General features: G+C 69.2%; 13 protein-coding genes and 1 pseudogene. 3 read left to right on the top strand and 11 right to left on the bottom strand.

Going from position 1 to position 13,145, the window contains the following annotated elements; translation table 11 throughout:
• Positions 1 to 178: 178 nt before the first annotated feature.
• Entirely contained in the window at positions 179 to 535 is a 357-nt protein-coding gene (locus ACFV6E_RS12205) for a DUF6234 family protein (RefSeq protein WP_385163144.1), read from the bottom strand.
• A 777-nt stretch (positions 536 to 1,312) separates the two neighbouring features.
• On the opposite strand from ACFV6E_RS12205, the gene ACFV6E_RS12210 reads away from it, so the two are divergent.
• Positions 1,313 to 1,921 (top strand): hypothetical protein, encoded by a 609-nt coding sequence (locus tag ACFV6E_RS12210; RefSeq protein ID WP_385460924.1) that lies wholly within the window; start codon positions 1,313 to 1,315, stop codon positions 1,919 to 1,921.
• Positions 1,922 to 2,587: 666 nt separating this feature from the next.
• Here ACFV6E_RS12210 and ACFV6E_RS12215 read toward each other — a convergent pair.
• The 4 genes and pseudogenes from ACFV6E_RS12215 to cutA all read right to left on the bottom strand — a co-directional run bounded on the left by ACFV6E_RS12215 (position 2,588) and on the right by cutA (position 4,921).
• A complete protein-coding gene (locus tag ACFV6E_RS12215; protein ID WP_385460926.1) occupies positions 2,588 to 3,724 on the bottom strand; it encodes a hypothetical protein in 1,137 nt (378 codons plus the stop codon).
• Positions 3,725 to 3,782: 58 nt separating this feature from the next.
• Entirely contained in the window at positions 3,783 to 4,097 is a 315-nt protein-coding gene (locus ACFV6E_RS12220; protein ID WP_385163150.1) for a hypothetical protein, read from the bottom strand.
• A 92-nt stretch (positions 4,098 to 4,189) separates the two neighbouring features.
• Positions 4,190 to 4,489 (bottom strand): annotated as a pseudogene (locus ACFV6E_RS12225) (Uma2 family endonuclease); the annotation flags it as partial.
• Between the two features lie 105 nt (positions 4,490 to 4,594).
• Positions 4,595 to 4,921 (bottom strand): divalent-cation tolerance protein CutA, encoded by a 327-nt coding sequence (gene cutA / locus ACFV6E_RS12230; protein WP_385163152.1) that lies wholly within the window; start codon positions 4,919 to 4,921, stop codon positions 4,595 to 4,597.
• Positions 4,922 to 5,049: 128 nt separating this feature from the next.
• Here cutA and haaN point away from each other — a divergent pair, with 128 nt between their 5' ends.
• Both haaN and ACFV6E_RS12240 read left to right on the top strand, forming a co-directional pair.
• Positions 5,050 to 5,565, top strand: a complete 516-nt coding sequence (gene haaN, locus ACFV6E_RS12235) for a cyclophane-containing RiPP N-acetyltransferase HaaN (RefSeq protein ID WP_385460929.1) — start codon at positions 5,050 to 5,052, stop codon at positions 5,563 to 5,565.
• Positions 5,566 to 5,842: 277 nt separating this feature from the next.
• The gene (locus ACFV6E_RS12240; protein WP_385460931.1) at positions 5,843 to 6,751 is read left to right on the top strand and encodes an alpha/beta fold hydrolase; all 909 of its coding nucleotides are present in this window, start codon (positions 5,843 to 5,845) and stop codon (positions 6,749 to 6,751) included.
• Positions 6,752 to 6,811: 60 nt separating this feature from the next.
• On the opposite strand, the gene ACFV6E_RS12245 is transcribed toward ACFV6E_RS12240, so the two are convergent.
• The 6 genes from ACFV6E_RS12245 to ACFV6E_RS12270 are packed head-to-tail and all read right to left on the bottom strand — an operon-like array spanning position 6,812 to position 13,082.
• The gene (locus ACFV6E_RS12245) at positions 6,812 to 7,831 is read right to left on the bottom strand and encodes a hypothetical protein (protein WP_385460934.1); all 1,020 of its coding nucleotides are present in this window, start codon (positions 7,829 to 7,831) and stop codon (positions 6,812 to 6,814) included.
• The gene (locus ACFV6E_RS12250; protein ID WP_385460937.1) at positions 7,825 to 8,847 is read right to left on the bottom strand and encodes a glycosyltransferase; all 1,023 of its coding nucleotides are present in this window, start codon (positions 8,845 to 8,847) and stop codon (positions 7,825 to 7,827) included. The genes ACFV6E_RS12245 and ACFV6E_RS12250 overlap by 7 nt, the downstream gene beginning before the upstream one ends.
• Positions 8,848 to 10,143: a serine--tRNA ligase gene (serS, locus tag ACFV6E_RS12255; protein WP_385460940.1), complete on the bottom strand. Its 1,296-nt coding sequence runs from the start codon at positions 10,141 to 10,143 to the stop codon at positions 8,848 to 8,850.
• The gene (locus ACFV6E_RS12260; protein ID WP_385460943.1) at positions 10,136 to 10,891 is read right to left on the bottom strand and encodes a histidine phosphatase family protein; all 756 of its coding nucleotides are present in this window, start codon (positions 10,889 to 10,891) and stop codon (positions 10,136 to 10,138) included. The genes serS and ACFV6E_RS12260 overlap by 8 nt, the downstream gene beginning before the upstream one ends.
• Positions 10,888 to 11,832 carry a fructosamine kinase family protein gene (locus tag ACFV6E_RS12265; RefSeq protein ID WP_385460945.1) on the bottom strand — a complete coding sequence of 315 codons (945 nt, stop codon included), beginning with the start codon at positions 11,830 to 11,832 and terminating at the stop codon, positions 10,888 to 10,890. Before ACFV6E_RS12265 ends, ACFV6E_RS12260 begins: the two co-directional genes overlap by 4 nt.
• Positions 11,832 to 13,082, bottom strand: coding sequence for a methionine adenosyltransferase (locus ACFV6E_RS12270; protein WP_385460948.1), 1,251 nt, complete (start codon positions 13,080 to 13,082; stop codon positions 11,832 to 11,834). The genes ACFV6E_RS12265 and ACFV6E_RS12270 overlap by 1 nt, the downstream gene beginning before the upstream one ends.
• Between the last annotated feature and the right edge of the window lie 63 nt (positions 13,083 to 13,145).

The following is a 13,145-nucleotide window of genomic DNA, read 5'->3' on the forward strand; positions in this document are numbered from 1 at the left end:
GTGATCCCGGCGACGTTCACTCAGCGCAACGAGGCTTGCGGAGAGAAGAAGGCGCAGCTCCGAGACGGCAGCGGGCGACTCGTTGCCATCTGAGGCACATGGCCAAGCTGCATGCGGATGGCGGTCCGAGGCAGTTGCCGTAGCCGTTCGCCTAGCGCTCCGCGGTCCGCCGCGGGCTCTACCGGTCGGTTTCCGGGCTCGGTGAGGCGCAGGGCGTCCCGGCCCTTGTCGGGCACGTCGGCACTGGAGACGGGTGGGCGCGCTCATGCTCCTCGTGCCAGACGGTCACTGTGAAGATCAGCGCAACGGCTGCTACGAGCAGTTGTACCGCTCCGGCGAACGGATGCGCCGAGTACAAGAAGGTCGCGGCGACCACGAGCACGCCCAGGGTGAACCCGCCGAGCCAGAGGACCGGGACCCAGTCCATGGAGGGCGTCGCGATTCGCTCGTCCGCACCGGCCCATCCACGCATGGCCAAGGTCAGCACCAGCAGGACGGCGACCGGGATCTCGATGAGCAGCACGATCAGGCTCATGCAGCCACCCGCGAACCCGTCGCCTCGCACGTCTGAAAGACTGCCATCTCGGTCATCGGGTCCCGGCAAGCGCGGTGCACGAGAACTCGGCTCGAAGCGCATGGTCACAGGCTCGTACGTCACGGCGTGCACTGCACTGCGCTTCGCCGGGCCGATACCGAGTCGTGTCTGAGTCGACTGCCTGCCTATCTCGTTCCTCAACTCTGTTCGATGGATCCTTCGACGAGTTTCATGAGTGGAGCCAGGATCTGTGGCAGGTCGTTCTCCGAGGTGACCATCTACCGAACCCCGCCCGACATGACGAGACGACAGCAAGCGGGCGTCAGACGACTACGCCGAGGACTTGACCGAAGAGGGCGCGGTAGTACGCGACTTCCGGTTCGCGCTCCATGCAGATGTCGCCGGGGGGTGTCTGCGTTGTTGCGCCGTCGAACCATCCGGTTGGTTTCCGCGGCGCCCTTCGAGATGTACGACGAACGCTTCGACTTATCTCGCCGCCACCTCCCCGAAGGGGGCATGGGCGATATCTACCGAAACTCTCTTCTTAGTCCCTCCGTGCTGCCCAACGCACCGGAATGCAACCGTTAGTTGATCCCCAACACCATGACGAGGGCCACTGCCTGGTGGAGGCGTGTTCCCGGCCGAGTGGCACTCGCTTCGGTATCCTCGCGTGCAGGTCATCGGAGGCCATTTACCCAGCGATTACTGGGCAGTTGACCTCGGGGTTTCGTGGTAGCGTCCTCGTTCGGAGGGACAGTGCAACCTGAAAGGGAAATCGTGAACACGGAGAAGATCGCCGCTCGCCGCCTCTCGCTGGAAGAGGTGACGAAGCTCGGCGTGAAGGACAGGATCTTCGTTTCCGCCGACACGGCAGAACTCAAACTTCCCGACTGCTATGTCCCTGCTTTTCTGGCCAAGTCCGGTGAGGATTTTGAGGGCGGCTCGATCACGGCGAGAACCGTATTCCAGGAAGAGGTTTCCTGCCTTCCTGACGATGAGAATGAAGCCGGAATCTATGTGGCCGACGAGAACGGCTCGGTGACCATCGAGGTCCTGCAGTCCGCCGGTGTCGTGCTGGACCTGGCACTTTTCGTCCCTGGTGGGGACAAGGGGGCCCTCACGGCCCTTTACGCTGCGGCCCGGCAGGCGTTCGGCGCCGACGTCGTGCAGATCTGGCGCCAGGGCCTCAAGGAGGTTCCCGACGTGAAGGTCGACATCTTCGAGGAGCAGATTCCCCGGGGGCGCAAGGGGAGCGACAGCCCCAAGCGTGACCGTCGCGCGATCGACACCTACCCCACCCGTGCGGACTTCATCGAGTTCTCCGCGGGGTGGAAGCCGGTCGTTGAGATCCACAGGCCAATTGTTGACGACACCCCGACCATCTGAGACGGCGTTACCTCTCGTTCTCACCCCGACCATCTGAGACGGCGTTATCTCTCGTTCTCGGCCTGAGGAAACGCCGAGAACACGTGCGCCGGCCCCGGTCGACCCCTGAGCGGCCCAGGGAGCCGTCGGAAAATAACTCACGAACGCCAAAGCGCCGTTCCACTCGATGACCTCGCGAGACAGCCCGCCTGGCCAAGGTCAAAGCCGGAAGTCACTCTGCCGACAGCCCTCAGCCCCGGGGACGACGCTGGTGGCCGCCACCGCCCAGCCGCATTCGGGCAACTGGATGGGACGCGAGGCCAGACCGGTACTGCCGTCCGACGTCGCCCGAGCCATCGAAGCAGCCCTTCGCGAAGGCTGGAGCCCGCCGGCTTCAGGCTCCCCCTTCCACCTCGACATGTCCGCCGGCTTCCGGCCGTCGCCCTGAGTGAGGCGGCAGGCCGACCGCCCCACTTCAGCAGCTCGATCGATCCTCGGAACTGCCGGGGAACGACCCGGCCGCGCCGGTCACGCCAGGCTGCCCAGGAGCGCTGGCATCCGGCGTGGCCGGTCCGTGGTGGCCGGAAGGTGTGTGACCGGCTGGAACAGCGGAGACGTCGACGGTATCGGGAGCCGTGTGCACGGCTTCGCGCCCGTACAGCCGGGAGTCCGAGCCATCCGGCGGCCCTATCGAAGGTTGCGCCCGTCGAGGCGCCGGAGGAGGCCGGGGCGGTGTCGGTTGGCCTCGCGCAGGCGGGTCAGGCGCTGGTGGAAGTCGGTGCGTTGTCCGGGGGCGGCGCAGGCGTCGCGCAGGTCCGCGAGGAGGGTGACGGCCTGGTCGTGGGCGCTGGGCTTCCTGGTGGCGATGTGCGCCTCGATCTGCTGCCAGACGGATTCGGCCTGGTCGGCGAGGGCGGTCAGGTGCCGGGCGCGTGCGGCGGCTTGTTCGGCTTCGGCGTGCTGGCGGCGTTCGGTGCGCAGGGTGTGGGCGGCGTCCAGGAGGTGGGTGGCGGACCGGCGACCGGGGGCCGCAGGGGTCGGGGTGGTGGTGCCGCGCAGACGGTGCAGGAGTTCGGTGTGCAGACCGGGTTCCGGGCCTCCGAGGGCGAGCCGCAGCAGCAGGGCGTCCTTCTCCTTCTGGGGCAGGGCGGCGATCAGCGGGGCGAGTTCCTTCTTCGTGGGCTTGGCCGGCTTCTTGGGCGGGGCGGGGCTGGCCTGGGCCGCGGCGGTCAGCAGGTCGGCGTCCACGCGCAGGAAGTCCGCGAGTGCGCGCTGTGGTGCGGTGAGTTCGCCGAGTCCGGCGGGGACGGGTGGCTCCGGGCAGGTCCGGTACTCGTCTTCGTCGTCGTCCTCGAGTTCCCGGGCGGTGAGCGCGGAGAGCCAGGCGAGGTAGAGGGGGCGCAGGTCGCCGGTGGTGAGTTCGTCGCGTACGCCGATGAGGGCGGCGAGTGAGTCGTCGGCGCCCTCGATCCAGTCGCCGTCCTCGTCCTCGCTGGTCAGGTCGAGCAGGAGGTGGGTGCGGGTGGTCCAGGCATCGACGTGTGCGCCGAGGCAGTAGACCTGCGCCGTGGGCAGGCTCAGGGACTGTTTGGGCAGGCGGAGCAGCAGCCGGTGGGTGCCCCAGTTGGCGACGTAGAGGTGGGCGTCGAAGTAGCGCTCGGTCATGCGGCGCGGGTCGCCCTTGAGGTCGCCCCACTCGTAGTGGTTGGTGAAGCTGGTGGCGGTGATGCGGGCCCGGGTGGAGATGGCCCGCAGCTGCTCCTGCTCCTCGGAGCTGAGCGGCCGGTCGAGCGCCTGGAATTCGTAGTACTGGTACTCGCTCACAGGGTGGACCCTATCGCCGCAGCAGTCGTCCCCGCGCCGTACGCCGAGTTCTGCGCCGTCACGGTCCCCAGCGCCGGTAGGCCTCGACCCACTCGACACCCTCGGGCGCCGGGTCCGGCAAGGGAAGGTCGAGGATGCCGATCGTCTGCCGGTGTCTGCCCCGGGTGCAGACGGCCACGATCTGGCTGCCGGGCAGCAGGTCCACCTTCTTCACTGTGACCTCGACTCCGAGGACGACCGTCGTGAAGGGGACGGCCAGATGCTCCTCGATCATCGTGAAGAGACCGGTGAGCTGCTCGTCGTCACCGTAGGCGTCCACGGTGGCCTGCTCGATCAGCTCGTCGAGCTCCGCGTCACTCAGCTGTCCGTCCACGGAGAACCACGGTACTGGCGCGGCGCGTGGCTCGGGCCCTCGCGCGGTCAGCCGTCCGTCCGTTGCGTCGGATGGGTGCCGGTGGCTGTTGTTCACGTCCCCGGGCGCAGCGGTACGAGGCTGTCGAGATCCAGGCTGACTTCGAACGGCACCGGGCGCTCGAGGGTGCCGCGGAAGATGCCGGCGGGTGCGTAGGCGCGGGTTGGTGCGTCGAGTTCGTAGGCGTGGACGACGGGGGAGCCGTTCTCGTCCTCGATGCACCAGTAGTGCGGGATACCGGCCTCGGCGTACTTGTGGAGCTTCACCGTGCGGTCGCGGTGGGCCGACTCGGGGGAGACGACCTCGACGACGAGTCGCACTTCGTCCGGCGCAAACCAGGTGCGGTTCCGGTCGCGAGTCGAGATCGGCGTCGCCGCAGGTCATGGTCCCGCCGCCGTCACCGTCAGCACCACATCACGAGCACGACGCCTGCTGGTCTCCCCTGCCCGATACGGCGCTTACTGCGGACGCGTCTCCTCGACCACCCAGGCGAGGTAGGCGTCGGATCCGCCCGTCACCGGCAGGGTGATCCACTCCGGGACGTCGTAGGGGTGCTCGGCCGTCACCCACGCCTCCAGTTCCGGGAGCCGGTCGAGGGTCGTCTTGTACGAGACGCGCCATTCCCGGGCCGTCTCGACGGCGCCCTTCCAGCGGTACACCGCGGTGAACGGCGCGTCGATGTGGGCGCACGCCGCCAGGCGGTTCTCGACCGCGCCGCGCGCCAGTACCTGCGCCCGCTCCTCGTCGTCGACGGTCGTCTGCGCGATCACGATGTCGCTGGCCATGGCGCTGCCTCCCCCGCTCGGTGTCACTCGACCTTACCCAGTGGGGCCTGACGGGGCCGGTGCGGTGGCTGGTGCGAGTGCGCTGGTGAGAGGTTGTCGGCAGGCAACGACGGTGAGGGGAGAGCGAGATGACCATGGGCGTGACCATTCGGGCCGCCGAGGAGCGCGACGTCGACGGTCTGGCCGGGCTGGTCGAGGAGATCGAGCGGTTCTACGGGGCGAGCGAGGTGCAGCCGTTCGAGGAGCGCCGCGCGCAGGTCGGTGAGGCTCTGTTCGGTTCGCCGCCGTTGGCGTGCGCCCTCGTGGTCGAGGACGCGGACGGCGACCTCGCCGGTCTGGCCTCGTACTCCTTCCTCTGGCCCGCGGCGGGTTCCACCCACTCCCTGTTCCTCAAGGAGCTGTACGTACGCGACGGCCTCCGTCGGCAGGGTGTGGGAGCCCGGCTCATGAGCGAACTGCGTACGCTGGCCGCCGCCCGCCCCGGTTGCAGCCGGGTGGAGTGGCTGACTGATCGCGACAATCCGCGGGCGCGGGACTTCTATACGGCGCTCGGTTTCGCGGAGTTGGACGGGAAGATCGTTTATCGGGTGGACTCGGGTGGACAGGGTGGACAGGGTGGACAGGGTGGACAGGGTGGCGTCTGACGGTGCCTTGACCGTGCCGGTCGGGGTCCGTCGGGGTCCGTCGGGGTCCGTCGGTATCCGTCGGTGTCCGTCGGTATCCGTGGGCATCTTGCCGGTGGCCCGTCGGTGCCCGTCTCCCGCCTCGGAGGTCGTTCGTCCCCCTTGAGAGCTACGCGGAAAAGCCCTCGTCGGGGTGACGATTCGGGGTCGCGGGCTCCATAGCGTACGAGGTGTCGTCTTCTTCTTCCTCGTCTTCTCCCGACGTCTCTCGACTTCACCATGTCTCTTGGAGGCCCCCGTGAACCGCTCGTTCAAGGCAACCGCTGTGGCCGTGACGTTCTGTGCCGTGGCCGGCGCGGGCATCGCCGGTTACGGGGAGGCTGCCGCCCAGGCGCAGTCGCCGCTGGCCTCCGCCGCGACCGGGCGGCACGGCCACGGGGGCGTGGTCTCGGGCACCAGGAAGATCCGCGTCGGCGGTCACTCCGTCAACGTCTCGTGCTCCGGCCGCTCGGCCGGACGCAAGCCGGTGGTCGTCCTGATGGCCGGAGGGGGCGACGGTCTCGACACGATGGCCGACCTGCAAAAATCCTTGAGTGAGAAGGTCCGCGTCTGCTCCTACGACCGGCTCGGCGAGGGCGCGAGCGACCAGCCGAACGGCACCCAGACCATCGACGACACCGGCAGAATCCTGACCGGGGTGCTCGACCGGATCGCCGGTGACCGCCCGGTCGTCCTGGCCGGCCACTCCCTGGGCGGTTACATCGCCGCCCGCTACGCCCCCGACCACCGGGACCGGGTCAAGGGCCTGGTCCTGATGGACGCCACGATCCCCGCCCTGACCGCCGGGGTCACGAAGGCGATCCCCGCATCGGCCACCGGCATGGCGGCCGAGCTGCGCGACCAGACCATCGCGGTGAACGAGGGGCAGAACCCGGAGCGGTTCCTCATCGCCGACGCCGGGGTCCGCTCCGCCGGGAACATCCCGGTGCGGATCATCAAGCACGAGTCCCAGTACTCCGAGGTCCCCGACTACGGGCCCGCCCTGGAGCGGATGTGGGCCGACGGCCAGCGCGAGTGGCGTGCGCTCTCCCGCCGCAGCAGCCTCAGCACCGCCGCCGGAAGCGGTCACTACATCCACGTCGACCGCCCCGACATAGCCATCGAGGCCATCCAGCGGGTCACCGCTTCGGCCACTGCTCACCGGTAGCACCGGGAGAACCCACCGGTAGGCACCTTGAGTTCCCGCCGATTCACCCCCGGAGTCAGGTCACTGACTGCTTCCGAGCGTCACGGGGCTCCACCGTGCGCGTAGGACGGGCTGCCCGCACATCGGCGTGAGTCCCTCCAGACGACGGCTGATGTCCGGCCAGGGGACGAGCTGCGCTGTCAGGGCCCAGAACGCGTGGTTCTCACGCACGGCGGCGCTCAGGCCCAATGGCGGCATCGAAGAAGGGATCGCGTCGATGATCCTGCGGGTGATGCTTCCTGCGCCACGGGCTGCCGGTGCGATGCCCTGACCGAGGAGCAAGGTGGCCGTACGCAGGGCGTCCAGGGTCGCAGGCGCGGCCGTGTCGGTGAAGCGGCCGTGGATGAGCTCGTGCCATCGGCGGCGGGAGCGGACCCAGGCGAGGCGTTCGAGGGCGGTGCCGAGGTCGACCGCCATGCAGGAGGGGTCTTCGGCGTTCCAGAGCAGGACGATGTCGCCGAGCTCCAGACCTGCGTGGTCGTAGCGCAGGGTGATGCCCCGCACCTGTCGGCGCTGCCAGATCCTGAGGTCGCCGTAGATGCTGAGGTGGCGTGCGTGGAGGCTCAGTCGGGAGAGGACGGTCAGCCACTCGTCGAGGACGGTGCCGTACTCGCTCACGTCGCTGATGGGCTGGATGCGGGACGCGTTGACGAAGGACGTCAGGAAGCCGTCGCGAAGATTGCCGTGTTCGTCGCGCCGGCCGGTGAGCCGGACGACCGGCTGCGGCAGGAAGCCCCGGCGGTACGGGAAGGGGCGGCGGTGTTTGAGATACGGGTCGAGGGCTTGTACCGCTGAGACAGTCAGTTCGGTCTCGCGTCCCCAGCGCAGAGGAAGCGGCTCGGCGCGGGGGACGCCGAGGTCGGCGAAGGAGGTTTCGAGCGTGGCCAGAAGCTCCGGCCAGGGCAGGTGACGCCGGGGCGGCCGGTAGGGGGTGCCCCGTTTCGGGTGCTCGATGGACAGGCGGTCGCCGTCGAGCGTGAATTCCCAGTGGGGGCCGAGTGCCCTGCGGAGAACGCCTGGCAGCCGGGCGGCGGTCAGCACGGCCGGGACGCCAGTGCCGAGAAGTGGCGCTGCGGATCGAAGCGGTGCTGCCCGATGGCCTGGACCTCGCGGTGGCCGAGGGCCTCGGCGCGTACCACGGCCTCCGCCAGGGACCGGGCCGCCGCCTCGTCGTCCTGCCCCGGGTCGACGACAGTGACCGCGCCCGTGCGGTCGCACAGCGCGGCTTCGGCGCAGGTGCCCTTGCGCCAGGCCAGAGCGGCTACGGGAGTGCCGGCGCGAAGTGATTCGCCGAAGACGGCGGCGCCTGCCTCCACATAGGTGCGGCCGTAGGTGTAGACGAACACGGAGGCGTCACGGAAGGCAGCGGTCTTCGCGGGGCCGCCCACCTCACCGACCCATTCGACATGGCCGGCGTCGAAGAGCCGGGCATGGCTGCGTACATAGGCCGTGGAGAAGACCGGACCGACCAGTCGTATGCGGCGGCCGAGGATCTGGGCGGCACGTACGGCCAGGTGCGGAGCCTTCTCCTCGTCGATGCGGCCGAGCCAGACCAGGTCGCGGCCCGGAGCGGACGGGGGCTCGGTCTCGTCCAGACCCAGGTGCACAGCGAGTTCGGGAATCGGCTGGTGGGCGGCGTACCGCTCGGTCATCTCCGGCGAGTAGCAGTACAGCCGGGTGCGCTCGCCGTCGAATGCGTCACTGGCGTGCTGGAAGTCGGGATTGTGCTGAAAGGTGGCCACGTCGCAGTCCAGCGTGTCGCGCATGCGACGCCAGGCGGACAGGGTCGGGTATTCGTGGCCGACGACGAGCAGGTCGTAGTTGGTGGCCCGCAGGTCGCGGGCGGTGCGGGACCCCGCCTCCAGATCCTCCAGACGGACCGGTCGGCGGGTCCACTGCGGGGCGAGGTCTTCGCGCCAGAGCGGACCGAGGAGGTGGACGTCGGCGCCTGCGGCTCGGGCGCCTACTGCGACCGCCCAGAGCCATCGTTCGATCCCGCCGTATCCGGCCGGGGGGAAAGCGTAACTGCCGGGGAAGTCGCAGACGCCGACTATCACTTATGCCTCCGAGGGCGTGCCGTCCGCCTTGATCCGGCGGAAGCCGAGGTACTTGACGAGGGACTGAGGCAGCAGGATCGAGCCGTCGGCCTGCTGGTGCTGCTCCAGGACGGCGGCCAGGGTGCGGCCGATGGGCAGGCCGGAGCCGTTGACCGTGGCGGCCGGGGTGGGCTTGCCGTTCGCGTCCCGGGTACGGATGCCGGCCCGACGGCCCTGGAAGGTGCCGAAGTCGGAGACCGACGAAATCTCCCGGTAGGTGCTCTGGCTGGGCAGCCAGACCTCGAGGTCGTAGGTGAGCTGCGCGGAGAAGCCGGTGTCGCCCGCGGCGAGGGTGACCACACGGTAGGCCAGGTCCAGTTCCTTCAGACAGGCCTCCGCGTGGCCGACCATCTTCTCCATCTCGGCTCGTGCTTGGTCCGGGGCGCAGATGCGGACCATTTCCACCTTGGCGAACTGGTGCTGCCGGATCAGGCCGCGAGTGTCCCGTCCGTAGGAGCCGGCCTCCGAGCGGAAGCACGGCGTGTGCGCGGTCAGGGCGATCGGCAGCTCTGCGGGCGGGACGATCTCGTCCGCGTAGAGATTGGTGAGCGGGACCTCGGCGGTCGGGATCAGGAACAGGTCGCGATCGGCGACACCGGTCCTGAACAGGTCCTCCTCGAATTTCGGCAGCTGGCCGGTGCCGGTCATCGTCTTGCGGGTGACCAGAAACGGCACCGAGTGTTCGACGTAGTCGTGCCGCCGGGTGTGCAGGTCCAGCAGCAGGGTCGCCAGCGCCCGCTCCAGGGCGGCGCCGACGCCCCGCAGGACGCTGAAGCGCGGACCGGACAGCTTGGTCGCACGGCCGAAGTCCAAGATCCCCATGGCTTCACCGAGGTCGACGTGGTCCTTGGGCTCGAAGGAGAAGGCCGGCGGGGTGCCGACGCGACGCTGTTCCACCGCGAAGGCCTCGGAGTCACCGTCGGGTGCCTCGTCGGCCGGCAGGTTCGGGATGCTCAGCAGCAGCTCGGTCAGTTCCGCCTGCACCGTCTCCAGCTCGGCTTCGGTCTCGCGGACCTGCTCCTTGAGCTTGCGCGCCGTCTCCTTGAGCGCTGAGATGTCACCGCCCTGCTTCGCCGTGCGCTGCACCTCCTGGGCTACGCGCTTGGCCTCCGAGCGCAGCTCGTCGCCGGTCTGGATGCTTTTGTTCCGACGGGACTGCAGGCTCTCCAGAGCGGAGAGCTCCAGGGTGTAGCCGCGGCGGGACAGGCGGCGAACGGCTTCATCACCCATGTCGAGCAGAACGCGGGCATCATGCATGAGGGCTTTGCTCCTCGGACGGAATGAATAGTGGTCCGACGGTAGCAAGGTCGTGGGCGGTCGCCGTGTCCGATTTCTTTGCGCCGCCCGGGCCGCTCCCGTTCGCGGACGGGATCGCGTGGGCGGAGCCCGGCCGGGTGGCGTGATCTTCCGGGGCGGGGCCGGCGAGCTCGGACAGCAGTGCCTCCGTCCGCTCCTTCAGATGATCGTCGGCGTAGCGCAACGGCGCCAGGCAGGGTGCTTCCGGGAAGAAGAGGGGCATGGCGGCACCCGGCGGACGGGTCAGGTCCCAGCCGAGCACGGACAGCAGCAGGCCATGGGAGACGATCACGCGTGGGCCGGGGAGGTCCAGGGCCGCTCGGACGCCGTACAGCATGCGGCGGATGCCTTCGTGCTGGGACTCCGGGGCGCCCGGCGGACGTGCTCGGGGGCCGTGCTGCTGGAGCCACGTCGCGTAGTCCAGGAAAGGTCCGCCCTCGAAGGTGCCGTAGGACAGTTCGTCGAGCTGGGGGAGGACGTGCGGGCGCAGGTCCGGATCGGCGCTGAGCAGAGTCGCGGTCTGGTGGGTGCGGGTGAAGGTGCTGACGGCCCAGACGCGGGCGGCCGCCTTCGCCCGCAGGGCGGGGCCCTCGGTCCGGCAGGCGCGGGCCCCTTCGTCGTCGAGCGGGAGCGCGAGCCGGGCGTCCCCGTTGACCAGATAGCGCGAGCTGTAGTGAGTGCGGCCGTGCCGCAGAAGGAAGGTGGTCATTGCATGGACCTTCGGCAGCGTACGAGGAGTGCGTTCAGAACGGCGGTCATGGTGGGCAGGCGCGAGTCCCCCGTCTCCGCGTAGTAGAGGAGACCGTCCAGGCTGAGCAGCACGCACCAGGGCAGCAGGTCCGTGAGGGGAATTCCCGAGGTCGTGAGTGCCTGGCGGAAACGGTGGTTCGTACGGGCCCCCAGTTCGTAGTAGACGACCCAGAACGCCCAGTCGAAGACGGCGTCGCCGCGCAGCGGCAGGGGGTCGAGCGGTACGGGCTCCCCGTCGAGGTCGAAGGGGATGTTCTCGCGGTACAGATCACCGTGGAGCACGGTCGTGCGGTCCGATGCCTCACGCAGCCCGACGAGGACGGAAAGCGCCGCGTCGACCATCTGCCGCCCGGCGAACCGTGCTCTCCTGCGGTGGATGCGGGGCACCACCTCTTCCTCGACGTACGCCTCGAGGACAGGGAAGTCCGTCATGGCGGCCCGCGGCGTTGTCCGTCCGGTGGCATGGAGGCCGTGGAGTGCCTCGGCGACCAGAAGGTGTTCGGCGGTGGAGGGGGGCCGGACCGCGCCGCCGGGATGGCCGCCGACCATGGTCAGCGCCGCGGCTGCCCGAACGTTGTCGTCGGCGCGCAGGACGGATGCGGAAGCGGGGCCGTCGTCGTCGTACCAGAGCCGTAATGCGGAGGTCTCGTGTACGTAGCGGTTCCGGTCCGGCCAGGCTTTGAGGACCAGAGGAGCCCCCTGAGCGTCGGCGGCTGTCGCCAGGACGGCGGAGTGCCCCGCGTCGTGGTACGCGCCGACGGTGAAGCCCCAGTTCTCAGCGGCCGTGGCGAACAGAGCGGGCACGGTGTCGAGCCACTCGTTCACCGCGGGCCCGTAGTGAGCGGTGAGCCGGCTGCGGCAGCCCGCGGGGACGGTGGGCAGCGTCGGCGCGGTCGCCATCAGCTCATCACCACACCGCGGTGCACGATCTCCTCGGTGAGGTCGGGGAACGCAGCGAGCGCGTCCTTGACCAACTCCTGCACCTTCTCCGGCGGTACGTCCTCGGAGGAGAGCCGCACCAGGATGCGCCAGGGCCGGTCGAGCCGCTCGCCGGTGGCGCTGACCAGGTGTACTTCCGCGTGACCGTCGAACTCGGCGTGGAGCCGCTCGGCGAGCCGGGTGGCGGCCAGGTTGTAGAGCTTGCCGACGTGGTAGACGGGGTTCTTGCCGTTGGCGCCCTCCATGTTCATCGGCCGGAGCGGGGTGATCAGGCCGTTCACGCGGTTGCCGCGGCCGACGACTCCCTCGTCACCGGACTCGATGGAGCTACCGGTGTACGTCAGGTAGAACTCGTCCTTCTCCGGCACGTCCCGCACATTGAGGCGGAAACGTACCGGCGCTCCCGGCAGGTGCACGGCGGCGAGGCGTTCGCATTCGGTGCGGACGGTGTGCTTGTTGTCGAGGTAGGCGGCGCGGCTGTCGACGAACGAGGACTTCTGCGGAACGCACAGCACGACGTCGGCGGCCTGGCCGTCCCAGTAGCCCATGAGCTTCACGTCGCTGCCGCACCACGGGTGCCGTGCCGTGAACGGGCTGGTGCCGCTGAAGTGGTCGACGATTTCCCGGACGAAGGACTCGAAACGGTTCTCCGGCGCCCATCCGGTGCCCAGCGAGGTGTCGTTCGCGAGCAGCACACGCCGCTCCCGCAGGTCTTCCACCGAGCGCGGCGCGAACCAGCGCGTGCGCTCCGCGTCGGCACCGTCGGTCAGAACGGCGCCGGGGCTGGAGTTGCTCGTGATGTGGAACCGGAGGTCGAGGTGGTCGGCAACCTCCGGGAGCCGCTCGGCGAAGAACTCACGCACGGTGGCCTCGGCGAGTCCCTCGACCGGAATCTGCTCATCGCCGCAGACGGCTGCGGCGCGCCCGTTGATCAGAACACGGACGGGCGAGGTCATTTTCCCCTCTCCGTAGCGGACCTCGCTGGCGCCGCCGAGCAGGGCGAGTTTGTCGAAGTTGTGGTGCAGGACGGCACCGAAGCGCTCCAGGGTGTACTGGCTGTACGCCCGCGAGAGGTGTTCGGCGAGGTGGTCGGCGAGCGTGTCCGGGTGGCCCAGTCCTTTGCGCTCCACGATGGTCGTGGCGTCGGGCCGCGGTGTCCCGGTCTCGATGACCAGGTGACTGGGGCCGAACGTCGTGCTGGTGCGCTGCATGTCTTCTCCCGTTCTCCGATCACCGCTTGGGTGGATCCATGACACAGGCAGCGGGCGGCGAGG

Source organism: Streptomyces sp. NPDC059785, assembly GCF_042732375.1.
GTDB lineage: Bacteria > Actinomycetota > Actinomycetes > Streptomycetales > Streptomycetaceae > Streptomyces.